Below are 21,183 nucleotides of genomic sequence, written 5' to 3'. Positions count from 1 at the left end.
CGGCCCTCCTCTCAAGGGCCCTCTACCCTAGCTGCCCGGGGCCTGCGCCTCACTCCCCAAGTGACTGCAAGAGGAGTGACAGTTGGTCCCTGCTGGCGCCCTTGGGCAGGTAGTAGTGCGGGCCGGACAGCAGCGCGCTGCCCACGTCCTGGGCCGCCGCCGAGGTGAGGAACACGATGCGAGGGTGGTTCTGGCCGCGTGGCAGCCGCTCCACCACCTCCAGGCCGCTCATGCCCGGCATGTTGAGGTCCAGGAGCATGACGCGGTAGCGCTCACCCCGTCTCAGCGTGTCCAGGGCCTCCTGCCCGTCCGAAGCCTCGGTCGTCTCATAGCCAAGGTCCTCCAGACTGAGCCGGAGAAACTCCCGCCAGTCCGCGTCGTCATCGACGACCAGGACCTTTCTTGCGCCATCGTCCGTTGCGAGTCGCGCCAATCATCCTCCCCGACAGGAGATGAACGCCGCTGAAGCGTTCCATCATTCGCGGCGAGCGGTGGATTGGCGCTTGCCGGGGAAGCAGGCGGGCGGGCCTCAGAACAGCGCCACGCCGAGCTGCGCGAAGAGGTACTGGAGCGCGGGGCGCACGTTGTGGCTCGCCGACTTCGGCTGCTCCGGCACCGTCGAGCGGCACCACGCCGGCTCGCCGAGCAGGCGGCCAGCCGAGTGCTGGAACACCCGGAAGCGGCCCAGCTCGGTGGAGCTGCCCGCGTTGTAGATGCGCAGCGGCCGGGGCCCGGCCTCCTCCAGCACCCGCTCGCGAGGGCGGTGCCGGTGGCCGTGCAGCACCAGGTCACACCGTCCCTGGATGCGCGTCACCAGCTCTGCGCCCAGGGCCAGCTCCGCCGCGTGGGGCCAGCCCAGGCGCGTGGCCAGCCGCTCCGGGAAGCTCTCCTCCGGCAGCGGCAGCACGTGGTGGTGGATGAGCACCGCCGTCAGGGCCTCGGACGGGGCGCCCTCCAGCGCCGCGTCCACCGCGTCCAGCGTCTGACGCGACAGCTCCCCGTGGCTCGCGAAGTAGTTCCGGTTGTGCACACCGGTGGAGTCCACGCAGACCAGGTAGAGCCCTGGCTGCTTCACCGTGAGCACTTTCTGTCCGTCCATCCACCGCTCGCCGACATCCTGCCCGGGCCGGTCGTGGTTGCCGGGGATGAAGGTGAGGCGGCCGGTGTCCAGGAAGGGCGCGAAGATTTCCCCGAAGCGCTGGTACTCCGCGCGTGCGCCCTGGTGCGTCAGGTCTCCCGTCACCACCACGTGGTCCACACGCTCGGCCTGGAGGGCCTCCACCAGGGCGCGTGCGGAGGCATCGCTCTCCGAGGTGAGGTCCAGGTGCAAATCCGACAGATGCGCCAGCGTCCGGATGGGCATGTCCTGGAGATAGGCATTCCCCAAGGCATCTTCAGGGCCCGCTGGTGAACGTGGCGCGAGAGGTGTGAAACAGGACCGCGTCAGCTCGCGAGGTCCAACAACTCGTCGCCCGCGTCAAGGGTGGACGTCTGGACGGCAACAGGTGCGCGCAGCGGGACGAGGCGGGTGCCCGGCGCCACGCGCAGCTTCGTGCCGCGCCAGTCCACCGTGCGGAAGACGAGGCCGTGCCACCACGCCAGGAAGAGGAGCACGTCCTTGACGAGCACGCCCGGCACCGCGTCCCAGGGCACCGGCTGCGGGCGCAGCGCGCGGACGGTGAGCAGGTCCAGCGCCACCTTGCCCACCACCACCGCCGTGGCCACCATCCCCGCCGTGGGGGAGGGGACGAGTACGGCACCCGACAGCGCGAGCGGCACCGGGTTGAGCAGCGACTGGGCGAGGTACGTGCCCGGGCTCACCGCCGTGCGGTGGATGACGCTCCAGCGCAGGTAGCGCTGGAAGAAGGCGCTGACGCTCTTGCGCAGCGAGACGTTGAACACCGGCGTGCGCGCCACCACCACCGTCCTGCCCAGCTTGCGCGTCACCCACTGGCCGATGACGTAGTCCTCCGCCAGCACGTCCTTCACGGAGAAGAAGCCGCCCAGCGCGTCCACGTCCTCGCGGCGCAGCGCCATGGACTTGCCCACCACGATGTCCTGGTTGGCGCAGCGCTTGGCGGCAATCATCCCCGCCGCCGCGCTGGAGCACAGGTAGAGGTTGTCCAGCAGCGAGCCGAAGCTGCGCTCACCGATGCCCGACACCGGGTGCGTCACGCAGCCCACCCGCGGGTCCGCGAAGCCGGCGGCGATTTCCTCCAGGTAGCCCGCCCCCACGCGCGTGTTGCTGTCGCTGATGACCAGGAGGTCATGCCGCGCCCGGTCCGCCAGGGTGATGAGCTGATTCACCTTCGGGTTCAGCCCGGGCTCCCCCTCCTGGAGCTCCAGGCGCATGACGCCCGGCCACCGCGCCACCGCCGCCCGCGCCACCGCGAAGGCCGCGTCCCGGGCGTCCTTCACGCCCAGCACCACCTCGTACTCGCCCGCGTAGTCCAGCCGGGCGAACTGCTCGAGGTTGGCCTCCAGGTCGTCATCCACGCCGCACAGCGGCTTGAGGATGGAGATGCCGGGCCGGCGGGCGCTCTCGGGCAGGGGCCGCGGAGGCTCGCGCCGGTGGCGCAGGACGAAGAGGTACTGGACGAGGAGGGCGGTGAGGCCGAAGCAGGCGGCGACGAGCAGGAGGCCGGAAGCGAAGGTCATGCCCCGAACGCTAGAGGCGCCCCGCGTCAGGTCCGCGAAGCGCGCGGGGCGCGCGGGGCAAATCGCCGTGACAGGCGGGTGAAGCGCGCCTGTCTAGTCGGTGAGGTTGCGGCTGCGCGGGTGGCGGATGTCCTTGCCCCGCACCATGTAGACGACCATCTCCGCCACGTTCATCGCGTGGTCGCCGATGCGCTCCAGGTGCTTGGCGATGAACATCAGCGCCGTGGCGCGGCGGATGTTCTTCGAGTCCTCCATCATGTACGCGAGGAGCTCGTTGAAGATCTTCAGGAAGAGGGCATCCAGCAGGTCATCGCCCTGGAGGACCTCCTCCGCCTTGTGCACGTCGCCGGAGACGAAGGCGTCCAGGGCCTTCTTCACCTGCTGCTGCGCCAGCTCCGCCAGCCGCGGCGTGTCCACGTACGGGGCCAGCGGGGGGACCTGGTTCAGGTCCATGGAGCGCTCGGCGATGTTCACCGTCAGGTCGCCGATGCGCTCCAGGTCGGTGACGATCTTCAGCGCGGTGGTGATGAGGCGCAAGTCACTGGCGGCCGGCTGGCGCAGCGCGAGGATGCGCCGGCACAGCTCGTCAATCTCCACCTCCAGGCGGTTGACGTCCTTGTCCGCCGCGACGACCTTCTCCGCGAGCGGACTGTCGCGCTCGGTGAGGGCCTTCATGCTCTGCGCGATGAGGTTCTCCACCTTGGCCCCCATCGCGAGGAGCTTCTCGCGCAGGTCCCGCAGGTCCTGCTCGAAGGCCTTGTCAGTGTGGGTCGCCGGCATCTCCCATGTCCCTTCTTCCGCTCACCCGAACTTCCCGGTGACGTAGTCCTCGGTGCGCTTCTCGCGCGGGTTGGTGAAGATCTGCTCCGTCGCCCCGCATTCCACCAGCTCTCCCATGTAGAAGAAAGCCGTGCGGTCCGACACGCGGGCCGCCTGCTGCATGTTGTGCGTGACGATGGCGATGGTGTAGTGCGCCTTCAGCTCGTGGATGAGCTCTTCGATCTTCGCGGTGGCGATGGGGTCCAGCGCGCTGGCCGGCTCGTCCATCAGCAGCACCTCGGGCTCCACGGCCATGGCGCGGGCAATACACAGGCGCTGCTGCTGGCCGCCGGACAGGCCCAGGGCGCTCTCGTTGAGGCGGTCCTTCACCTCGTCCCAGAGGGCCGCGCCGCGCAGGGACTTCTCCACCCGGGAGGCGAGCTCCGTCTTGTCCTTCATCCCGCCCACGCGCAGGCCATAGGCCACGTTCTCGAAGATGCTCTTCGGGAAGGGGTTGGACTTCTGGAAGACCATGCCCACGCGCCGGCGCAGGTCCACCACGTCCACGCTGCGGTCGTTGATGTCCGTGTCGTCCAGCAGGATGGTGCCGGTGAGGTTGGTGCCCGGGATGAGGTCGTTCATCCGGTTGAGCGAGCGCAGGAAGGTGGACTTGCCGCAGCCGGAGGGGCCGATGAGGGCCGTCACCTGCCTGTCCAGGATGGAGAGGGAGACCTTGTTGATGGCCGTCTTCGTGCCGTAGCGCAGGGTCAGCTCCCGCGCCTCCATCTTCGCGCGCGGGGTGTGGTGCTGGATGGACATGGGATGGCGTACCGTCAATGGGCGCCCGCGGCCTTGCGGCGCGTGCGCGTCCGGATGATGACCGCGACGAGGTTGAGGGCGAAGGTGAGCAGCAGCAGCACCAGCACCGTCGCATACAACAGCGGGCGGGTGGCCTCCACATCCGGGGACTGGGTGGCCAGCACGTACGTGTGGTAGCCCAGGTGCATGAACTGGGAGTTGAGCCTGCTGGGAAGGTCCGGGAGGAAGTAGGCCGCGCCGGTGAAGAGGATGGGCGCCACCTCGCCCGCGCCGCGGGAGATGGCCAGCACGGCCCCGGTGAGGATGCCCGGCAGCGCGCCCGGCAGCACCACCCGCCCCAGAGTCTGGGACTGGGTGGCGCCCAGCGCCAGGCTGGCGGTGCGGTGGTCCATGGGCACCGCGCGCAGCGCCTCCTCGGTGGAGACGATGACCACCGGCAGCGTCAGCACCGCCAGGGTGAGCGACGCCCAGAGGATGCCGGGCTGCGCCCAGTACAGCTCTTCATGGCCCAGCACGCGGTCCATGCCCCGGCCGACGAAGAGGATGAAGAAGCCCAGGCCGAAGAGGCCGAAGACGATGGAGGGCACGCCCGCCAGGTTCACCACGGCCACGCGCACCCAGCGCGCGAGGCGCGAGTCCGGCGCGGCGTACTCGTGGAGGTAGACGGCCGTCAGCACGCCCACCGGCATCACCGCCACCGTCATCAGCAGGGTGAGCATCGCGGTGCCGATGATGGCGGGGAAGATGCCGCCGCCCATCATGCCGTCGCTCGGCGGCTGGCTGAGGAACGTCCAGGTGACGTGGCCGGCGCCATTGACGAACACGTCCAGCAGGATGAGGGCCAGCATCCCCACCATGAGGAACGCGGCCAGCCCGGTGAGGGTGGTGAGGGCCAGCCCCACCGCACGGCGCGAGGCGTACTTCACGAGGCGCTCCCGGTCAGCCGCTTGATGACCTTCTTCGTCCAGGTGGAGGCCAGCATGTTGAGGATGAAGGTGAAGACGAACAGCTGCACGCCGATGAAGAAGAGGATGGAGTAGTGGGGACTGCCCACCACCACCTCGCCCATCTCCGCGGCGATGGTGGCCGACAGCGAGCGCACCGAGTCCCCGAAGTCCGCGGAGACGATGGCCGCGTTACCGGAGGCCATGAGGATGATCATCGTCTCGCCGATGGCGCGGCCGAAGCCCAGCACGCACGCGGCGAGGATGCCGGGGGCCGCGGCGGGGAGCACCACCTTCCAGGCTGTCTCCCAGGGCGTGGCGCCCAGCGCCAGCGACGCCTCGCGGTAGCTGCGCGGCACCGCGGTGAGCGAGTCCTCCGCCACGGTGAAGATGACGGGGACGATGGCGAGCGCCAGGCCCAGGCCGGCCACCACCGCGTTGAGGCGGGTGTTGAGGCCCAGGGTCTCTTGCAGGAAGGTGGCCATCACCATCAGCGCGAAGAAGCCCAGCACCACCGAGGGGATGCCGGCGAGCAGCTCGATGACGGGCTTGAGCAGTTCGCGCAGGCGGCGGGGCGCGAACTCGGCGGCGTAGAGGGCGCCGAAGACGCCCACCGGCACGGCCACCAGCATGGAGACGGCGGTGGTCTTCAGCGTCCCGATGAACAGCGGAATCATGCTGACCTTCGGGATATTGGAGACCGGCTGCCAGGTGAAGGTCGCCGGGCGGCCCTGGCGGGCCACCTGCGGCAGGAACATCTTGGAGAGCCCGGCCTCGTGGCGGGCCTCCGGCTCCAGGAAGAGCGCGAGCGCTTCCTTGGCCACGAAGATGATGATGAGGAGGAGGGCGGCGATGCCGGTGAAGGCCATCAGCGTGATGAAGCCCGCGATGACCTTCTCCCGAAGCTGCCGGCGGCGCGCGGCCGCGGACAGCCGCGGCACCGCCATGGTTTCCGTGAGACCCTGCTGCATGATCGCCTGTCTATCCATAGTGCGTCAGGGCCTCGCGTGACAATCGTGTGACGCCGTCTCTACTTCACGGGGAAGTAGCCGACCTTGGTGACGACAGCCTGGCCCTCGGGGGACAGGGCGAAGTCGATGAAGGCCTTGACCTCACCCGCCGGCTTGTTGCGCAGGTAGAAGAACAGGTTGCGCGACAGGGGGTACTTGCCGGACTTGATGTTGTCGGCCGTGGGGGCAATCTCCTCGTTGCCCTTCTTGACCTTCAGCTCCTTGATGCCCTTGGCGTAGGCGGCGCCGCCGTAGCCGATGCCGTGCTTCTCCTTGGCGACGGCGTTCACCACCGCGGCGGTGCCGGGCAGCGTCTGGGCGGAGGAGGCGAAGTCCTCACCGTTGAGGACGTTGTCCTTCACGAACACATACGTGCCGGAGGAGTTCTCGCGGGAGTAGACGACGATGGCCGCGTCCGGGCCGCCGACCTGCTTCCAGTTGGTGATGTCGCCCAGGTAGATGTCGCGCAGCTGCTCCATGGTGAGGGACGTCACCGGGTTGCCCTCGTTGACGTAGAAGGTGACGCCGTCCTTGGCGACGGCAATCTCCGTGCCGGTGGTGTTGTAGCGGGTGCGCAGCTTCTCGCCCTCCGCCTCCTTCATCTCCCGGCTGGACATGGCGATGTCGGTGGTGCCGTTCTGCAGGGCGGCCAGGCCCGTGCCGGAGCCACCGCCGGTGACCTGCACCTTGGTGGCGGAGCTCTTCTTCATGAACTCCTCGGCCCAGCGCTGTCCGAGGATGACCATGGTGTCCGAGCCCTTGACGGTGACGGTGCCCGCCTGGGCGGCTACCGGGAGGGCCAACATGAGCACGGTGACGAGCGACTTGAGGAAGGTCTTCATCTGGATGTGTCTCCCTGTGGAAGGTGACAGGCGCGTGACGACTAGAAGCGCGCCTGGAGCTGGAGGGTGAAGAGGTTGTCCGCGGGGTCTTCCACCGCGTCCACGTCCTCGACGGTGGCCGTCATGGGCAGCTCGTAGGCGGCGGTGAGCTTCAGGTTCTCGCCAAAGTAATGCAGCAGCGCCACGCCGAGAGTCCCCACGGCGTTGGTGCTGGCCGGCCGGATGCCGTTCGAGGCAGCGCGCGCCTTGGTGCCGTTGGCCGGGTCGAAGTAGTCGTAGCGGACGGCGACGGCGTTGCTCAGGCCGAGGTTCTGGACGAGCAGCGCGTACCAGCCGCTGGCGGGCACGTCCACGTTGGTGGCGTTGGTGGCGCCGCCGTACGTCTTGCCGGCGATGTACTCGGCCTTGATGGCGGTGCCGCCCAGGGGAATCACGTCGAAGTAGGCCTGGAGGTCCGCGCCGACGCGGTAGCGGTCGTAGTAGCGGCGGTAGGTGTCGGGCTCGGCGCCGGTGGTGCGGCGGGCCATGGCGCCGCCGTACCAGCCGGACACGCCACCGGACAGCCACTTGAGGTCGAAGCCGATGCGGCCGATGACGTCCTTCTCCTTGTCCGCGTCCAGCGGGGTGGCGGAGCTGGCGCCGTTGAAGAGGCCGGCGGTGACGCGCAGCACGCCGAACTTGCCGTTGAACTTCAGGCCGAGGTCACGCTCGCCGGGCAGGAAGGCGCGCACGACGCGGGTGCGCTCGGGGAACTCACGGTCGCTGGAGGACTGGGGCACCTCGTAGCCGAAGCCCCACTTGGTGGCGCCCAGCGTGAGCGACATGGCCTGCTTGGTGCCGGGGATGAAGAAGGTCGCCTCGGCGTCCTTCAGGGTGACGCCGTCCGGCACCGCGTCAATCTGCAGGACGTACTGGGCGTAGTCCGCGGTGTACGTGGCCTTGATGCGGCCGCGGCGCACGGAGAAGCGGCTGAAGCTGTCCGTCAGGCGGATGTCCTCGCCCGTCTCGTCGGCCTCCTGGTACTGGTAGCGGCCCTGCACGTAGCCGGAGAACTTCAGCTTCTTGAGCGAAGACAGGTCGTTCTTCGTCTCGATGTTCTGCTCTTCGAACGAGGCGATCTTTCCCTCGGCGGTGGTGATCCGCTCGTCGAGCGACGGCTCGGCGGCGGCCGTCGTGGAGGTCTCCGTCGAGGACGTCTCGGTGGTGGAGGGCGTCGTCGCATCACCGGTGCCGGGCTGCGGCTCGGCCGCCTGCGCCAGCGCCACGCTGGAGGTCAAGGTGAACAGTGCAACGAGGAGATTGCGCATAGGTGTCTGGGGGCTCCGGTTGGTTACGACTCGGGGCGATCTACGGTGGCTGTGTGGCCTTTTGAGGGCCTGCTTGTCACAAGTGGGTGAAGGTGCATCACGGCTGTGTGACGGCGCGTCACACGGTGGACGGGTCGATGATGCGGTAGCCGACACCGCGCACGGTCTCCAGCAGCGCGCGCGCGGAGCCGAGCTTGTCGCGCAGGCGCATGACGTGGGTGTCGATGGTGCGCGTCTCCAGGGAGCTGGACAGGCCCCAGACCTCCTCCAGGAGCTGCTCGCGCGTCTGCACGCGGCCCAGGCGGGTCATCAGGTGCTCCAGCAGGCGGAACTCGAGCGCGGTGAGCTGGACCTCCTTGCCCTCGACGTAGAAGCGGTGGGAGCCCACGTCCAGCTTGAGGGCGCCGAGCACCAGCGGTGCGGCGCCGTCGCGGGGGGGGCTGCTGCGGCGGAGGATGGCCTTGAGGCGCAGCACCAGCTCGCGCACGCTGAAGGGCTTGACGACATAGTCGTCCGCGCCCGCCTCGAAGCCGTGGATGCGGTCGCCTTCCTCGCCCTTGGCGGTGAGCATGACGATGAGCACGTCCCGCGTGAGCGAGGCGGCCCGCAGCTGCCGGCAGACGTCCATGCCGGACATGTCCGGGAGCATCAGGTCCAGCAGGACCAGGTCCGGGCGCTGCTCCCGGGCGAAGGAGAGGGCCGACTCTCCGGCGTGGGCCACGCGCGTGGTGAAGCCGGCCCCGCGCAGGTTGAAGTCGATGAGCTCGGCGAGGTCTTGCTCGTCGTCGACGATGAGGACATGGGGCATAGCGCACGCAATGTGCGCCCCGCGCATTTGCGGTGTCGTGACACGGCGGCAACAACTTCGTGACTGCCTGGAAAGGCGGACTTCAAGGCCCCGAGGCCCCAAGGAAGCAGGCAGCCAGGCAGCGGTGGCCCGGCGGCGTGGTTGGAAACGGAGGCCGGGAGAGGAAGGATGGGCGCCGCTCGAATGACTCCCTTCCTCTTCACGCTGGTCGTCCTGGCCTTCTCCGTGGGGGCAGGGCTGCTGGGCTCGCTGCTGGGCCTGGGCGGCGGGCTCCTGCTGATTCCCGTGCTCACGTTGTGGTTGAAGGTGGACATCCGCTACGCGGTGGGGGCGTCCATCGTCTCCGTCATCGCCACGTCCAGCGGGGCGGCGGCGGCGTACGTGCGCGAGCGCATGGCCAACATGCGGGTGGCCATGTTCCTGGAGCTGGCCACCACGGCGGGGGCGCTCACCGGCGCGTTCCTCTCCGGCCTGGTGGGCGGGCGCGGCGTGTTCTTCGTGTTCGGCGGCGTCATGGCGTACTCGGCGCTGGCCATGCTGCGGCGGATGCGCGCGGGGGAGGAGGCGGAGGTGCCGCCGGACGCGCTGGCGGACCGGCTGGGGCTGCACGGCAGCTACTGGGACGAGGCCGCCGGGCGCGAGGTGTCCTACCGCGTCACCCGGCCGCTCGCGGGGCTGGGGCTGATGTACGTGGCGGGCACGGTGAGCGGCATGCTGGGCATCGGCTCGGGGGCGCTGAAGGTCCCCGCCATGGACCTGGCCATGCGGCTGCCGCTGAAGGTCTCCACCGCCACCAGCAACTTCATGATTGGCGTGACGGCGGCGGCCAGCGCGGGCGTCTACTTCGCCAGAGGCCACATCGACCCGTTCATCGCGGGCCCGGTGTGCGTGGGCGTCACGATTGGCGCGTGGCTGGGCTCTCGCCACCTGATGGGCCGGGTGAACAGCACCTGGCTGCGCGGCCTCTTCGTGGGCGTACTGCTGTGGGTGGCGTACGAGATGCTGCACAAGGGGTGGACGTCATGAGCGGGGAGCGGGAGCCCGGAGCCGCGCGGGAGGACGCCGTCGCCGCGCCGGTGCCGGAGACGGTGGCGCTGACGCCGGAGCTGCTCATCAGTGACCTGCTGCGCTACGGCGTGCTGGCCAGCCTGTCGCTGGTGACGCTGGGCACGCTGATGACATTCCTGCGCCACCCGGACTACCTCGTGTCGGCGGAGGCGCTGCAGCGCTTCACCGAGCCGCACGCCGTGCCCCATGGCCTGCGGGAGGTGCTGGCCGGGGCGATGGCGGCGCGGGGCCAGTCCTTCGTCATGGCGGGGCTGCTGGTGATGATGGCCGTGCCGGTGATGCGGGTGGCCCTGTCGCTGCTCATCTTCCGGCAGCAGAAGGACCGGCTCTACGTGGCCATCACCACCACGGTGCTGGGCCTGCTCCTCGCGTCCTTCCTGCTGGGCGCGGCCGAGGGCTGACGCTCAGCGCCGCTCTCCCGGGCGCTTCACGGGGCGGCCCGGGCTGGCCCACCACGCGAGCGTGTAGGCGTCGTCCGCGAGCGGGCGCAGGGCCACGGCGGCGCCCTTGCGCAGCTTGTCCGGCAGCTGCGCGCCCTCGAGCGCGAGCGTGGCGGCGCGCTCCAGCGACGGGTTGTGGCCCACCAGGGCCCAGCCGGGGCCCAGCTCGCGGGCCAGCTTGAGGATGCGCTTGTGCGCGCCCTTTCGGGGCAGCAGCGCGGGGTGGACCTCCACGCTGGACAGGCCGAAGGCCTCCACCAGCAGCTCCGCCGTCTGGACGGCGCGCACCAGCGGGCTGGTGACGATGCCCCTCAGCGGCGTGAGGCGCGCCATCCTGCGCGCGTGGTGGCGGAAGGCCTCGCGGCCCTCCGACGTGAGGGCCCGGGCCTCGTCACCCAGGACGTGTGAGTCCTCGGCCACGGCGTGGCGGACGAGCAGGAGCGGCAGTTCTCTCGGAGACATGGTGGCGGCCGTGAATCACCGCCCGCGTCCGCGCGCAAGCAACGGCACGGCGACAACGTTCATCAGCCTTCCATGTCGTTGAACACGTCCGGCGGCAGCGGTGAGGCGTCCGTCACGGTGCCGTCCAGGTCCGTGGGCAGGGTGGCGGGGTCCACGTCCGGGGGCGGGCGGCCGTCCAGCGGGGTGGCCGCGTTGCGCGCGACGGTGCCGGGCGGCGGGCGCAGCACGGGCCCCGCGGGCGGCAGGCCGGAGTGGCGGCGCGCGGCCTCCATCAGCGCGTTGTGGTGGCGGTAGCGCGCCTCCACCAGCTTGTGGATGAGCAGCGGGCCGCCGGGGACGCGGCGCGCGGTGAGGGCCTGGGTGGCCTTGCGCACCGGGTAGCGCACGCGGCGGATCTGCACGCGCCAGCCCTTGGGCGTGAAGGTGAAGACGCCGTAGGCGGGGCGCAAATCCCCGTCGCGCGGAATGCCGGCGCTGGCCACGTCGGCGATGAGCATGCGGCCCACGCGGCGGCGGTAGGGGAAGTGCAGGTGGCCGAAGGCGCACGCGGCTGCGTCCAGGTGGCTGAAGAAGCGGCGCACCGCCACGTCATCCAGCGTGGGGTCCAGCGACTCCTCCAGGTTGCGCGGGTTGGCGTGGCAGACGAAGAGGTCCTGCCCCTTGCGCGGCGTGTAGCGCACGGAGAAGGGCAGGGCGCCCAGCTTCTGCAGCAGCTCTCCGCCCAGCTGATCCCTCGTCCAGCGCAACAGCTCCGTCTTCCAGTGGTCCCGCTCGCGGTACGCCCCACCCAGGTAGTTGCCCGCGAGGTAGCAGTCGGTGTTGCCCATCAGCACCGAGTCGCAGCGGTCGAAGAGCAGGTCCACCGTCTCCTTCGGGTGGGCGCCCCGCAGGGCCAGGTCCCCCGCGGCGACGATGAAGTCGGGCGCGACAGAGCGCGCGATGTCCTCGAGGACGGCCTCGCAGGCAGGAAGATTGCCGTGGATGTCCGCGAGGATGGCGACCCGCATGGTCGCCCCATCCTATCCGGTCGCCGCCTTTGCGGGAGCAACCAGGGGAAGAAAAATGGTGAAGGTGCTGCCCACGTTGGGCTGGCTCTCCACCCTGACCTCCCCGTCCATGGCCCCCAGCAGGTGCTTGACGATGGACAGGCCCAGGCCGGTGCCCCCCATGTCGCGGCTGCGACCTTTATCCACCCGGTAGAAGCGCTCGAAGATGCGGGACAGGTGCTTGGGCTCGATTCCCAGCCCGGTGTCCTTGACGCGCACCACGCACCTGCCGTCCTCACACGCTCCGTATACGTCCACCCGCCCACCCGGTGGCGTGTACTTCACCGCGTTGTCCAGGAGGTTGAGCAGCACCTGCTCCACCGCGCGCGGGTCTCCCAGGGCACGCAGGTCCGGTGGAACGTGGAGTGAAACACGCTGGCCCTTGCCCTCCGCCTTGGGACGCACCGTGTCGGTGGCGCGGGCGGCGGCCTCCGCCAGAGTCACCTCGGTGAGCCTCAGGCGCACCTCGCGCGACTCCAGGCGGGACAGTTCCAGCAGGTCCTCCACCAGCTCGGAGAGGCGTTCCGACTGGCGGTGGATGATCTCCACCATCTTCGGCGCCATGACGGCGTCGGTCAGCGCGCCACCCTGCAGCGTCTCCGCATAGCCGCGGATGGCGGTAATCGGCGTGCGCAGCTCGTGGGACACGTTGGCCACGAAGTCCTTGCGCACCTTCTCCAGGCGGCGCAGCTCGGTGACGTCGTGGAAGACGGCGGCGCTGCCCGGCAAATCCCTCCCCAGCGGCGTCACCCGGACGGAGAGCGTGCGGGGGAACAGCCCCTCGAGCGCCAGCTCCAGCCGCGTGGAGGCGCCCTCGCGGCAGGCCCTCATGACGGCGTCGTGGAGCAGCTCGTCGCGGATGAGGGCGAGCGGGCGCTGGCCGATGATGTGGCCTCCGGCGGGCTGGAGCAGGTCGCGGAGCGCGTCGTTGTGGCGCACCACGGTGCCCTCCGCGTCCGTCACCCAGATGCCCTCGGCCATGCCGTCCAGCACGGCGGTGAGGGTGCGCGCCTCCTGGGTGAGCGCCGCGTTCTGCGCGGAGAGCTGGGCGTGGAGCGAGTCGATGGCACCGCCCAGGCTGGCCACCTCCTCCAGCTGCTCGGGGCCCGGGGCGGGCGCACCCGTGGCGCCCTCGGCGCGGCCGCGCGTGTGGCGGGTGAGGGTGTCGAGCTGCTCCTGCATGGCGCCGCGGCTGACGCCCAGGGCCATGAGCGAGCCGGCCAGCGTGACGAGCGCCGCGGCCGCCGCGCCCTGGGGCGTGTCCAGCGTGGCGACGAGGAGGGCCACCACGGCGGCGGGCAGCAGGAGGGGCAGGAGTGTGGCGCGCAGGGGCATGGCCAGGGGCGTCCTTGGCGCTACGGAGGGCTGAGCTTGTAGCCCACGCCGCGCACCGTCTCGATGATGTCGCCAGCGGGGCCCAGCTTCTCGCGCAGCCGCTTGATGTGCGTGTCCACGGTGCGGGTGTGGATTTCCGCCTGGATGCCCCAGACGTCGGACAGGAGCACCTCGCGCGTCTGCACGCGGTCACTGCGCTCCAGCAGCGTGCGCAGCAGGCGGAACTCCAGGGCGGTGAGCACCACCTCCTCGCCCTTCACGCGCACCTGGTGGCGCGACGTGTCCAGGACGATGTCCCCCGCGCCCAGCACCGCCGCCGGCCCTTCCTCCGCGTCCGTGCGGCGCAGCACCGCCTTGACGCGCAGGAGGAGCTCGCGGACGGAGAAGGGCTTCACCACGTAGTCGTCCGCGCCCAGCTCCAGTCCCTGGACACGGTCCGACTCCTGCCCCTTGGCGCTGACGATGATGACGGACGTCTTTCGCAGCTCCGGGTCCTGCTTGAGCATGCGCAGCACCTCGCCGCCCGCCACGTCCGGCAGCATCAGGTCCAGCAGCACCAGGTCCGGCGGGGTGGCGCGGGCACGGGCCAGGCCGCCCGCGCCGGTGTTGGCCGTCTCCGTCTCGAAGCCCGCGGCGCGGAGGTTGTAGTCGACGAGCCCGGCGAGATCCTGCTCGTCCTCGATGATGAGGATGCGCGTCATGAAGGTCCTCTCGAAAGTCCTTCTTCCATAGCGTGTGCTGCGAGGACTCCTCGCGGGAGTCCGGATGCCCGCCGGCTCAGGGAGCGATGGACGGGTCGCAGTCCTTCTCGGTCAGCGTCAGGGGCGCGGCAATCACCGCCGCGTTGTCACCGGCGTTGACCACCTTGAGGTAGTTGCAGGAGCTGCCCAGGAAGCGCGGAGGGCTCCCGGGGGCCACCGCTTCGATGACGAGCGCGTAGTCGCGGCCCACGGGGATGTCCACCGCCAGGTCCAGGCCCGCGCCGGACTGCAGCGCCGCCAGGTCCACCGGGAAGCGCAGCGCGCGGCCCTCGTTGCCGTCCGCGTCCTCCAGCACCACCAGGTCCTCGCGCTTCACCTGGGTGGACAGGCAGGTGCGCTGCAGCTCCGTGCAGCTGCGGCTGGAGCCCCTGGTGAGGACGGCGACCTGGAGCGCGGTCAGCTCGGTGGCGACGGCGCGCTCCATCACCACCTCCAGGCCGAAGCGGCCGGCGGGCGCGGCGCCGGAGCCACACGCGGACAGCGCGAGGAGGAGCAGGGAGGTCGGGAGGCGGGGGCTCATGGCGAGGCGGGGTCCACGCGGATGGTGATGGGGACGCGGCCACGCTCCTCGGAGGAGGAGAGGGCCACCACGCCCGCCGTGCCGCCGATGGCCACCGCGCCCACGGCGACCCACAGCCACGGGCTCTTGTACCAGGGGCGTCCGGAGGAGACCTCGGCGGCGGGCGCGGCGGAAGCCTGGGGCGCCACCTGGAACACCAGCGGCTGGAACGAGTCACCCCGGCCCGCGAGCCGGCGCTGGGCCGCGTCCGCCACCTCGAAGTAGTACTCCACCTCGTAGGGCTCGGGCTCGGCGGGTACGTCGTACGCGGGCAGCACCGCGCGGTAGCGCTCCGTGCCGCCGCGCTCGCGCACGAAGTCCACGGAGTTGAAGGGCACGTCCCCGGCGCGCCGGTAGAAGATGCGGGCGCGGGCCCCCAGCGCCAGCTCCTGGATGGTGGCATCCACCACCACCGGCTCGCCGCCGGGAGGGTCCGGAATCGGGTCCACGTCCAGGGTGACGGGGCGGACGCGGCGGCTCTTGATGTCCTCCTTGATGCGCGCGTAGAGCGCGCGGAGCTTCGGCGGGGCGCCGCGGGGCAGCTCGTAGTCCGGCCGCGCCTGGAGCAGCTTCTCGTAGGCCTCGCGCGCCTGCGCCTCGTCGCCCAGGTAGAGCGCGGTGAGGCCCAGCAGCCGGTAGAGCTCCACCAGCTGGTCGTCCGTGAGGTCGGCCGAGTCCAGGCCGGCCAGCAGCGTGCGCCGGGCCTCCTCGAACTCGCCAGCGTCTATCTGCGCGCGTGCCCGGGTGAGCTCCGGGCTCGCCGGCCCGAGCTGCGAGCGGACAGGCGTGGGGAAGAGGGGCCGCGTCCACGCCGGCGGGGCTCCCAGGCCCACCACCAGGAGGAGGACCCCTACGCGAGACCACCTGCCATGCCCGTGCATCAAACCGACCCTATCAAAGCGTTATGGAGAGATTCCACGAAGGGCACCCGCGGCGGGTGACGGAGGGGTGACATCTTCGTGGCGGCGTTGGACAGGGGCGTGTTGACGCTGGAGGGCCCGCCCTCTATGTTGCCCGCCCTTTTTGCCTGGAATTCGCGTAAATGCTCGTAAAGATTGAACAAATCAAGGAGACAGGGCTCAAGCTGGAGGAGCCCATCGCCCTCAAGCTGCTCGGTGACGCACTGAGCGGCGCGGACTCCGGCGACGACACCGGCTTCCGGGCGGCGAGTCCCGCCACCCTGAAGGCGTCCCTGCGCAAGGTGAGCGGCGGCGTGCTGCTGGAGGGCCAGTTCTCGGCCCACGTCACCAGCGAGTGCAAGCGCTGCCTGGGCCCGGTGGACATGAAGGTGCCGGTGTCCTTCACCCTCAACCTGGTGCCGGAGTCGCTGGTGCGTGGCGACGACTTCCTGAAGAAGGAGGACGAGTCCGCCATGGAGAAGAAGGAGCGCGCCCAGGGAGAGGTGGGCGGCTCGTTCGAGCTGGAGGACGCGGACGAGGAGGTCTTCGACGGGAAGACCATCGACCTGGACCCCATCGTCCGGGAGCAGCTGCTGCTGGCCATGCCGATGAACGCGGTCTGCCGCGAGGACTGCAAGGGGCTGTGCCCGCAGTGCGGCATCAACTGGAACGAGGCGAAGTGCTCGTGCGAGACGAAGCCCGTGGACCCGCGCCTGGCCGCGCTGAAGAACATCAAGCTGGACAACTGACGTCCGAGGCGGCCCGCGGGGCAGGGGCCGCCGTGCTTCACGGCTGGAAATGACGAGGGCCGCGACCTCCAGCAGCAGGAGGCGCGGCCCTTCGTGCTTCCGGCGCCAGGGGAGGCGCCGGTGTGGCTGGGACTAGGCGTTGACCTGGGGCTGCACCTCGCGGCCCTTGTACTGGCCGCAAGCGCTGCAGGCGCGGTGAGGCATCACCGGCTCCTTGCAGTTGGGGCACTTGGTCACCTGCACGGCGACGCGCAGGTTGCTGTTGGCCGCGCGGCGGCGGTCGCGACGCATCTTCGAAGTACGCTTCTTGGGGACACCCACGGCTCACCTCTGTATCGACGCCAACCCGGAGCGTTGAATCCGGACCGGTTGAGTCCAATGTCTCAAGCGCTGTGCCGGGGTCCCCGGCTGCCTGCGCAACACTCTATGCCCGACACCGGTCTGGAGGGGTCGCCCGAGGGCTCCCGTACTCCCTGTCCGGCTTCGGAAGGCGGCGGACCCTAGCGGCTCGCAGCCCCCGAGTCAATGCGCCTTCCACGGCCCCGAGCGCGATCTGCCATCCCCGGGCCGCGCACCCTCCTACCTCCAGGTGGCGCCGGTGACAACGCCCGAAAGGAGGGGCTCATTTCTCTCCAGCCCGGCGGGGGGCCTCGCCTCTACCCGCCGGGGCAAGGCAGTCGTTGCCCCCCTGGGGGGTTCCTGGTGTGCTGCGCGCCGCCCGTGCCCCGGAGGCGAGGGCCGGAAACCGGGAATCGCATGGCGAGCAGGCAGACGTGGGGAGGGCGGGGATGAGGCTGGTGCTGGATGCCATGGGCGGCGATCTCGCCCCCGCCGCCCCCGTGGAGGGCGCGGTGCTCTTCGCGCGGGCGCACCGGGAGCACCAGGTGCTGCTGGTGGGAGACCGGGAGAAGCTGGCCCCGCTGCTGGCGCGTGCCCGGCCGCCCGCCAACCTCCACGTACACCATGCCTCGGAGGTGGTGGAGATGGACGAGCACGCGTCCTCGGCCTTCCGCCGCAAGCGGGACTCGTCCCTGAGGGTGGGCTTCGAGCTGGTGCGGGAGGGGAAGGCGGACGCGCTGGTGTCCGCGGGCAACTCCGGCGCCGTCATGGCGGGCGGGCTGCTGACGCTGGGGCGGCTGCCCGGGGTGGAGCGGCCGGCCATCGCCACGCTCTTCCCGGCCCTCAAGGGCGGGGGGCGCTGCCTGCTGCTGGACGCGGGCGCCAACGTGGACTGCCGCCCCTCGCACCTGGCCCAGTTCGCCGTCATGGGCGAGGCGTACGTGCGCGCCCGCCTGGGCGTGCCCCGGCCCCGGGTGGCGGTGCTCTCCAATGGAGAGGAGCCCTCAAAGGGGACGCCCCTCACCCGCGAGGCCAGCGAGCTGCTGCGCCAGTCGGACCTGGACTTCGTGGGCTACGTGGAGGGCAAGGACCTCTTCTCCGGTGACGTGCAGGTGGTCGTCACCGACGGCTTCACCGGCAACGTCGTCCTCAAGACGTCCGAGGGCGTGGGCATGGGCGTCATCGGCCTCTTGCGCCAGGCAATCGAGAAGCGGGGCGGCCTGGCGGAGAAGGTGGGCGCGATGCTGCTCCAGCCCGCCCTGGCCGGCCTGCGCCGGGTGGTGGACTACGCGGAGTATGGCGGCGCTCCACTGCTGGGCATCCAGGGGGTGGGAATCGTGGCGCATGGCCGCTCGACTCCCCGCGCCCTCCACAACGCGCTGGCGGCGGCGCTGGCCATGGCGGAGGGCGGCGTCCAGGACGAGCTGACGCGCTGCATTGAGCGGGCCAGTGTCTGGCTCCCTACTCACCAGAGGGGAAAAAAGGCGACAGACGAGGCCGTTCCCGATTAGAGAGCGGGCCCCGGGCGTTGGGTTCCGACGGACGTCTCTCCCTCTGGAGAACCCTCGTGGCATGCACGCACATCATCGGAACCGGCTCCTACGCCCCCTCCCGGGTCATCACCAACCACGAGCTCGAGAAGCGCGTCGACACCTCGGACTCGTGGATTCGCGAGCGCACCGGCATCCAGGAGCGCCGCCAGGCCGCCCCTGACGAAGCCACCAGCGACATGGCCGTCCACGCCGCGCGCCGCGCGCTGGACATGGCGGGCGTGGCGCCGGAGGAGCTGGACCTCATCGTGGTGGGCACGATTACGGCGGACATGCCCATGCCGTCGTGCGCGGCCTTCGTCCAGGCGAAGCTGGGCGCGCGGCGGGCCTTCGCCTTCGACGTGGGCGCCGCGTGCGCCGGCTCGCTGTACGCCATGAGCGTGGCGGACCAGTTCATCCGCTCCGGGCAGGTGCGCAAGGCGCTCGTCATCGGCGCGGAGCTGCTCAGCCGGGTGGTGAACCCGGACGACCGCAACACCTGCATCCTCTTCGGCGATGGGGCCGGGGCCATGGTGCTGTCGCCCGGCGACGACGCGGAGCGCGGCATCCTCTCCACCCACCTGCACTCGGACGGAGGGCTGGCGGAGCTCATCACCATCCCCGGGGGCGGCTCGCGCACGCCCATGACGGAGGAAGCAGTGCGGGCGCGGCTGAACACGCTGCACATGAACGGGCGTGAGGTGTTCCGGTTCGCGGTGCGCGCGCTGGTGGAGTCCACCCAGGAGGCGCTGGCGACGCACGGCCTGGTCCCGGGGCAGGTGGACCACGTCATCGCCCACCAGGCCAATGCCCGCATCCTGGACGCCGCGCTCGAGCGGCTGGAGATTCCGCGAGACAAGTGCTGGCTGAACCTGCACAAGTACGGCAACACGTCGTCCGCCTCGTTGCCCATGACGCTGGACGAGGCCCACCGCGCCGGGAAGCTCCAGCGCGGGCAGGTCATCGCGATGATGGCGATTGGAGCGGGCATGACGTGGGGCAGCGCCGTCGTGCGCTGGTAGTGGACGGCTTTTCGGGACTGACGGTTTCAGGAGGCGGAGATCGCAATGGCGAAGGTCGCGTTCGTGTTTCCCGGGCAGGGCAGCCAGGCCGTGGGGATGGGCAGGGACCTGTTCGAGAAGTTCCCGGAGGCCCGGGCCGTCTTCGAGGCGGCGGACGAGGCGCTGGGAGAGAAGCTGTCCACCCTGTGCTTCGAGGGCCCGGAAGACGCGCTGAAGCTGACGGCCAACACCCAGCCGGCCATCCTGACCGTGTCGGTGGCGGCGCACGCCGTCTTCTCCAAGCGGGGGCCCGTGCCGGCCTTCGTGGCGGGGCACTCGCTGGGCGAGTACTCCGCGCTGGTGGCCGCCGGCGCCCTGTCCCTGGGGGACGCGGCCCGGGCGGTGCGCGCGCGCGGCACCTTCATGCAGGAGGCGGTGCCCGCGGGCGTGGGCGCCATGGCCGCCATCCTGGGCCTGGAGCCCCAGAAGGTGAAGGCGGCCTGTGACGCGGCGGCCGAGGGCCAGGTGGTGGCCCCCGCCAACTACAACTCGCCCGAGCAGACGGTCATCGCCGGGGACGCCGCGGCGGTGGAGCGCGCCGGGGTGAAGTGCAAGGAGGCCGGCGCCAAGCGGGTGATGCCGCTACCGGTGTCCGCCCCCTTCCACTGCGCCCTGATGGAGCCGGTGAAGCCCCGGCTGGCCGAGGTGCTGGGCCGCGTCCAGGTGAAGGCCCCCTCGGTGCCGGTGGTGAGCAACGTGGAGGCCCGTCCCAACGCGGACGCCTCGCGCATCGTCCCGCTGCTCTTGGAGCAGGTGAGCTCGCCGGTGCGCTGGATCGAGTGCGTGGAGGCGCTGAAGGCCGAGGGCGTCACCCGCGTGGTGGAGCTGGGGCCGGGCAAGGTGCTGTGCGGCCTGGTCAAGCGCATCACCAAGGACATCGAAACGTTCAACGTGGAAGACGCCGCGGGCCTGGAGAAGGTCCTCGCGGCGCTGGGGTGAGCGCATGAGCGGGTTCAAGGACAAGGTCGTGCTGGTGACGGGCGGCTCGCGCGGCATCGGCCGGGCGTGCGCGGTGGCCTTCGCGAAGGCGGGCGCCTCCACCGTGGTCATCAGCTACGCGGGCAACGAGGCGGCGGCCCAGGAGACGTTGGGCCTCATCCAGGCCGCGGGCGCCAGGGCGGAGGCCGTGAAGTTCGACGTGGCCGACACCGCCGCCTGCGCCAGCGCCATCGACGGCGTCGTCAAGGCGCACGGCCGGCTGGACGTGCTCGTCAACAACGCGGGCGTGGCCGTGGACGGGCTCGTGATGCGGGTGAAGGACGAGGACTGGGACCGGCAGCTGGACACCAACCTCAAGGGCGCCTTCGCCCTCATCCGCGCCGCCAGCCGCCCCATGATGAAGCAGCGGGGCGGGGCCATCATCAACATCACCTCCGTCGTGGGGGAGATGGGCAATGGTGGCCAGGCGGCCTACTCGGCCTCCAAGGCGGGGCTCATCGGCCTGACCAAGTCCGTGTCCCGGGAGCTGTCGAGCCGGAACATCCGGGTGAACGCCGTCTCCCCGGGCTTCATCGGGACGGACATGACGTCCCACCTGAATGACGAACTGCGCCAGAAGATGCTGGAGGGCATCCCCCTGGGGCGCCTGGGCAACCCGGAGGAGGTGGCCAGCGCCGTCCTCTTCCTGGCGGGAGACGGGGCGTCCTACATCACCGGCGAGGTCCTGAAGGTCAACGGCGGCATGTACATGTAACCCAAGGTTGGATTGCCGCCGGGCGTGGGATATACCGCGCCGGCTTTCGATCAGGGTCCGGGAAGCCTCCGGGCCCCTATCTGGTTCCTGGAGGG

Annotated in this window: 24 protein-coding genes; 7 read left to right on the top strand and 17 right to left on the bottom strand. The window is 70.5% G+C overall.

The genetic code is table 11. The features are described from left to right. Positions 1-49 precede the first annotated feature (49 nt). The 10 genes from LXT23_RS46640 to LXT23_RS46595 form a co-directional block, all read right to left on the bottom strand. Positions 50-433: a response regulator gene (locus LXT23_RS46640; RefSeq protein ID WP_253987010.1), complete on the bottom strand. Its 384-nt coding sequence runs from the start codon at positions 431-433 to the stop codon at positions 50-52. Between the two features lie 96 nt (positions 434-529). Beyond that, on the bottom strand, positions 530-1,387 hold the full coding sequence (locus LXT23_RS46635; protein ID WP_253987009.1) for a metallophosphoesterase family protein: 858 nt from the start codon (positions 1,385-1,387) through the stop codon (positions 530-532). Between the two features lie 56 nt (positions 1,388-1,443). Further along, on the bottom strand, positions 1,444-2,658 hold the full coding sequence (locus tag LXT23_RS46630) for a glycosyltransferase (protein WP_253987008.1): 1,215 nt from the start codon (positions 2,656-2,658) through the stop codon (positions 1,444-1,446). Between the two features lie 93 nt (positions 2,659-2,751). Continuing rightward, positions 2,752-3,438 carry a phosphate signaling complex protein PhoU gene (gene phoU, locus LXT23_RS46625; protein ID WP_253987007.1) on the bottom strand — a complete coding sequence of 229 codons (687 nt, stop codon included), beginning with the start codon at positions 3,436-3,438 and terminating at the stop codon, positions 2,752-2,754. A gap of 21 nt (positions 3,439-3,459) precedes the next feature. Beyond that, complete coding sequence (gene pstB, locus LXT23_RS46620) at positions 3,460-4,203, bottom strand: phosphate ABC transporter ATP-binding protein PstB (protein WP_253987033.1); 744 nt, start codon at positions 4,201-4,203, stop codon at positions 3,460-3,462. Positions 4,204-4,250: 47 nt separating this feature from the next. Continuing rightward, entirely contained in the window at positions 4,251-5,162 is a 912-nt protein-coding gene (pstA, locus tag LXT23_RS46615) for a phosphate ABC transporter permease PstA (protein ID WP_253987006.1), read from the bottom strand. Next, entirely contained in the window at positions 5,159-6,151 is a 993-nt protein-coding gene (pstC, locus tag LXT23_RS46610; RefSeq protein WP_253987005.1) for a phosphate ABC transporter permease subunit PstC, read from the bottom strand. The genes pstA and pstC overlap by 4 nt, the downstream gene beginning before the upstream one ends. A 59-nt stretch (positions 6,152-6,210) precedes the next feature. After that, complete coding sequence (locus tag LXT23_RS46605; protein WP_253987004.1) at positions 6,211-7,032, bottom strand: phosphate ABC transporter substrate-binding protein; 822 nt, start codon at positions 7,030-7,032, stop codon at positions 6,211-6,213. 41 nt (positions 7,033-7,073) lie between these two features. Then, positions 7,074-8,339 carry an OprO/OprP family phosphate-selective porin gene (locus LXT23_RS46600; protein ID WP_253987003.1) on the bottom strand — a complete coding sequence of 422 codons (1,266 nt, stop codon included), beginning with the start codon at positions 8,337-8,339 and terminating at the stop codon, positions 7,074-7,076. A gap of 118 nt (positions 8,340-8,457) precedes the next feature. Further along, a complete protein-coding gene (locus tag LXT23_RS46595) occupies positions 8,458-9,147 on the bottom strand; it encodes a response regulator (RefSeq protein ID WP_253987002.1) in 690 nt (229 codons plus the stop codon). Between the two features lie 183 nt (positions 9,148-9,330). Between LXT23_RS46595 and LXT23_RS46590 the strand changes: the two genes are divergently transcribed. Next, complete coding sequence (locus tag LXT23_RS46590; protein ID WP_253987001.1) at positions 9,331-10,173, top strand: sulfite exporter TauE/SafE family protein; 843 nt, start codon at positions 9,331-9,333, stop codon at positions 10,171-10,173. Then, positions 10,170-10,616 carry a DUF1634 domain-containing protein gene (locus tag LXT23_RS46585; RefSeq protein WP_253987000.1) on the top strand — a complete coding sequence of 149 codons (447 nt, stop codon included), beginning with the start codon at positions 10,170-10,172 and terminating at the stop codon, positions 10,614-10,616. The genes LXT23_RS46590 and LXT23_RS46585 overlap by 4 nt, the downstream gene beginning before the upstream one ends. A gap of 3 nt (positions 10,617-10,619) precedes the next feature. Here LXT23_RS46585 and LXT23_RS46580 read toward each other — a convergent pair whose 3' ends face one another. From LXT23_RS46580 to LXT23_RS46555, 6 genes are all read right to left on the bottom strand, one after another. Further along, a complete protein-coding gene (locus LXT23_RS46580) occupies positions 10,620-11,117 on the bottom strand; it encodes a SixA phosphatase family protein (protein ID WP_253986999.1) in 498 nt (165 codons plus the stop codon). Positions 11,118-11,179: 62 nt separating this feature from the next. Next, entirely contained in the window at positions 11,180-12,124 is a 945-nt protein-coding gene (locus tag LXT23_RS46575; RefSeq protein WP_253986998.1) for a metallophosphoesterase family protein, read from the bottom strand. Between the two features lie 12 nt (positions 12,125-12,136). Then, positions 12,137-13,498 (bottom strand): sensor histidine kinase, encoded by a 1,362-nt coding sequence (locus LXT23_RS46570; protein ID WP_253986997.1) that lies wholly within the window; start codon positions 13,496-13,498, stop codon positions 12,137-12,139. A gap of 20 nt (positions 13,499-13,518) precedes the next feature. Beyond that, the gene (locus tag LXT23_RS46565; RefSeq protein WP_253986996.1) at positions 13,519-14,199 is read right to left on the bottom strand and encodes a response regulator; all 681 of its coding nucleotides are present in this window, start codon (positions 14,197-14,199) and stop codon (positions 13,519-13,521) included. A 76-nt stretch (positions 14,200-14,275) separates the two neighbouring features. After that, on the bottom strand, positions 14,276-14,779 hold the full coding sequence (locus LXT23_RS46560) for a hypothetical protein (protein ID WP_253986995.1): 504 nt from the start codon (positions 14,777-14,779) through the stop codon (positions 14,276-14,278). Next, entirely contained in the window at positions 14,776-15,654 is an 879-nt protein-coding gene (locus LXT23_RS46555) for a tetratricopeptide repeat protein (RefSeq protein WP_253986994.1), read from the bottom strand. Before LXT23_RS46555 ends, LXT23_RS46560 begins: the two co-directional genes overlap by 4 nt. A 206-nt stretch (positions 15,655-15,860) precedes the next feature. Here LXT23_RS46555 and LXT23_RS46550 point away from each other — a divergent pair, with 206 nt between their 5' ends. Further along, positions 15,861-16,466: a YceD family protein gene (locus LXT23_RS46550; RefSeq protein ID WP_253986993.1), complete on the top strand. Its 606-nt coding sequence runs from the start codon at positions 15,861-15,863 to the stop codon at positions 16,464-16,466. 132 nt (positions 16,467-16,598) lie between these two features. Here LXT23_RS46550 and rpmF read toward each other — a convergent pair whose 3' ends face one another. Further along, on the bottom strand, positions 16,599-16,787 hold the full coding sequence (gene rpmF / locus LXT23_RS46545) for a 50S ribosomal protein L32 (protein WP_253986992.1): 189 nt from the start codon (positions 16,785-16,787) through the stop codon (positions 16,599-16,601). Between the two features lie 467 nt (positions 16,788-17,254). Between rpmF and plsX the strand changes: the two genes are divergently transcribed. From plsX to fabG, 4 genes are read left to right on the top strand one after another with little or no spacing between them, the layout of a single operon-like run. Then, positions 17,255-18,316, top strand: a complete 1,062-nt coding sequence (gene plsX / locus LXT23_RS46540; RefSeq protein ID WP_253986991.1) for a phosphate acyltransferase PlsX — start codon at positions 17,255-17,257, stop codon at positions 18,314-18,316. 56 nt (positions 18,317-18,372) lie between these two features. Beyond that, positions 18,373-19,356, top strand: a complete 984-nt coding sequence (locus LXT23_RS46535) for a beta-ketoacyl-ACP synthase III (protein ID WP_253986990.1) — start codon at positions 18,373-18,375, stop codon at positions 19,354-19,356. A gap of 45 nt (positions 19,357-19,401) precedes the next feature. Continuing rightward, positions 19,402-20,334 carry an ACP S-malonyltransferase gene (gene fabD / locus LXT23_RS46530; protein WP_253986989.1) on the top strand — a complete coding sequence of 311 codons (933 nt, stop codon included), beginning with the start codon at positions 19,402-19,404 and terminating at the stop codon, positions 20,332-20,334. 4 nt (positions 20,335-20,338) lie between these two features. Continuing rightward, on the top strand, positions 20,339-21,088 hold the full coding sequence (fabG, locus tag LXT23_RS46525; RefSeq protein ID WP_253986988.1) for a 3-oxoacyl-[acyl-carrier-protein] reductase: 750 nt from the start codon (positions 20,339-20,341) through the stop codon (positions 21,086-21,088). Positions 21,089-21,183: the final 95 nt, after the last annotated feature.

It is taken from the genome of Pyxidicoccus xibeiensis, assembly GCF_024198175.1.
GTDB lineage: Bacteria > Myxococcota > Myxococcia > Myxococcales > Myxococcaceae > Myxococcus > Myxococcus xibeiensis.
The sequence above is the reverse complement of the archived record's forward strand: the minus strand, read 5'-3'. Positions and strand labels throughout refer to the sequence as shown.

Bases quoted from the DNA above. Each gene is read 5' to 3' on its own strand.
- LXT23_RS46630 (WP_253987008.1), bottom strand. From the start codon at position 2,658: ATGACCTTCGCTTCCGGCCTCCTGCTCGTCGCCGCCTGCTTCGGCCTC.
- phoU (WP_253987007.1), bottom strand. From the start codon at position 3,438: ATGCCGGCGACCCACACTGACAAGGCCTTCGAGCAGGACCTGCGGGAC.
- pstB (WP_253987033.1), bottom strand. From the start codon at position 4,203: ATGGAGGCGCGGGAGCTGACCCTGCGCTACGGCACGAAGACGGCCATC.
- pstC (WP_253987005.1), bottom strand. From the start codon at position 6,151: ATGCAGCAGGGTCTCACGGAAACCATGGCGGTGCCGCGGCTGTCCGCG.
- LXT23_RS46605 (WP_253987004.1), bottom strand. From the start codon at position 7,032: ATGAAGACCTTCCTCAAGTCGCTCGTCACCGTGCTCATGTTGGCCCTC.
- LXT23_RS46600 (WP_253987003.1), bottom strand. From the start codon at position 8,339: ATGCGCAATCTCCTCGTTGCACTGTTCACCTTGACCTCCAGCGTGGCG.
- LXT23_RS46595 (WP_253987002.1), bottom strand. From the start codon at position 9,147: ATGCCCCATGTCCTCATCGTCGACGACGAGCAAGACCTCGCCGAGCTC.
- LXT23_RS46590 (WP_253987001.1), top strand. From the start codon at position 9,331: ATGACTCCCTTCCTCTTCACGCTGGTCGTCCTGGCCTTCTCCGTGGGG.
- LXT23_RS46585 (WP_253987000.1), top strand. From the start codon at position 10,170: ATGAGCGGGGAGCGGGAGCCCGGAGCCGCGCGGGAGGACGCCGTCGCC.
- LXT23_RS46580 (WP_253986999.1), bottom strand. From the start codon at position 11,117: ATGTCTCCGAGAGAACTGCCGCTCCTGCTCGTCCGCCACGCCGTGGCC.
- LXT23_RS46575 (WP_253986998.1), bottom strand. From the start codon at position 12,124: ATGCGGGTCGCCATCCTCGCGGACATCCACGGCAATCTTCCTGCCTGC.
- LXT23_RS46570 (WP_253986997.1), bottom strand. From the start codon at position 13,498: ATGCCCCTGCGCGCCACACTCCTGCCCCTCCTGCTGCCCGCCGCCGTG.
- LXT23_RS46565 (WP_253986996.1), bottom strand. From the start codon at position 14,199: ATGACGCGCATCCTCATCATCGAGGACGAGCAGGATCTCGCCGGGCTC.
- LXT23_RS46560 (WP_253986995.1), bottom strand. From the start codon at position 14,779: ATGAGCCCCCGCCTCCCGACCTCCCTGCTCCTCCTCGCGCTGTCCGCG.
- LXT23_RS46550 (WP_253986993.1), top strand. From the start codon at position 15,861: ATGCTCGTAAAGATTGAACAAATCAAGGAGACAGGGCTCAAGCTGGAG.
- plsX (WP_253986991.1), top strand. From the start codon at position 17,255: ATGAGGCTGGTGCTGGATGCCATGGGCGGCGATCTCGCCCCCGCCGCC.
- fabD (WP_253986989.1), top strand. From the start codon at position 19,402: ATGGCGAAGGTCGCGTTCGTGTTTCCCGGGCAGGGCAGCCAGGCCGTG.
- fabG (WP_253986988.1), top strand. From the start codon at position 20,339: ATGAGCGGGTTCAAGGACAAGGTCGTGCTGGTGACGGGCGGCTCGCGC.